This window comes from Oleiphilus sp. HI0128, from assembly GCF_001635365.1.
Genome location: NZ_LWGG01001507.1, coordinates 1 through 1072, shown reverse-complemented (window position 1 = coordinate 1072; position 1072 = coordinate 1). Strand labels below are relative to the sequence as shown.

The 1072-nt window shown below is 46.2% G+C and carries 3 protein-coding genes; all 3 read right to left on the bottom strand.

Translation table 11 applies throughout. From position 1 onward, the window contains the following. A partial coding sequence (locus A3763_RS24875; RefSeq protein WP_304440848.1) for a 50S ribosomal protein L22 occupies positions 1 to 129 on the bottom strand: 129 nt, incomplete at its 3' end. Between the two features lie 18 nt (positions 130 to 147). Beyond that, complete coding sequence (rpsS, locus tag A3763_RS24870) at positions 148 to 423, bottom strand: 30S ribosomal protein S19 (RefSeq protein ID WP_068508516.1); 276 nt, start codon at positions 421 to 423, stop codon at positions 148 to 150. Between the two features lie 20 nt (positions 424 to 443). Further along, on the bottom strand, positions 444 to 1072 hold a 629-nt coding region (rplB, locus tag A3763_RS24865; RefSeq protein ID WP_068760686.1), incomplete at its 5' end, for a 50S ribosomal protein L2.

Below are 1072 nucleotides of genomic sequence, written 5' to 3'. Positions count from 1 at the left end.
AGCTTTCTTAGTGCTGAAAGTTAAAACTTCCAACGCCTCTTCTACACCCTTTCCTCGGATCTGATCTGCTACCAAACGTGCCTTCTGAGCAGATAGACGAGCACCTCTATGCTTTGCAGCTACTTCCATCTCAATATCCTCTCAGAATTATCGCTTCGCTTTCTTATCGGCATCATGACCCCGATAAGTACGCGTTGCAGCAAATTCACCTAATTTATGACCAACCATATCTTCGGTTACATAAACAGGAACGTGTTGACGTCCGTTATGAACCGCAATAGTCAGGCCTACCATCTCAGGAAAAACAGTTGAACGACGAGACCAAGTCTTAATTGGTTTCTTGTCACCTTTTTCCAGAGCCGTTTCTACTTTCTTCAATAAATGAAGGTCTATAAATGGACCTTTTTTCAAAGAACGTGGCACAGCGTAACCCTCTTAGTTAATTACTTAGCCGACCGACGACGTACTATCATCTTGTCAGTGCGTTTGTTCTTGCGAGTTTTATAGCCTTTAGTAGGTACACCCCAAGGAGTAACAGGGTGACGACCACCAGAGGTTCGCCCTTCACCACCACCATGTGGGTGGTCAACTGGGTTCATAACAACACCACGCACCGTTGGTCGAATACCGCGCCAACGTGATGCACCCGCTTTACCTAATTGCCGTAGGCTGTGCTCACTGTTTGAAACCTCACCCAAAGTAGCTCGACATTCAACAAGAACCTTACGCATTTCACCAGAACGCAAACGAAGAGTTGCATAAGCACCTTCTCTTGCTACTAGCTGCGCAGAAGTACCTGCACTACGAGCGATTTGAGCGCCTTTACCAGGCTTCAATTCAACACAGTGGATAACACTACCCACAGGAATATTTCGAATAGGTAAGGTACTGCCTACTTTAATAGGAGCATCTTCACCCGAACGAATCTCTTGACCGACTTCAACACCTTTAGGAGCAATAATGTAACGACGCTCGCCATCCATATATTTCAGCAATGCGATGTGCGCTGAACGATTTGGATCGTGCTCGATACGCTCAACAACAGCTGGAATGCCGTCTTTTGTGCGCTTGA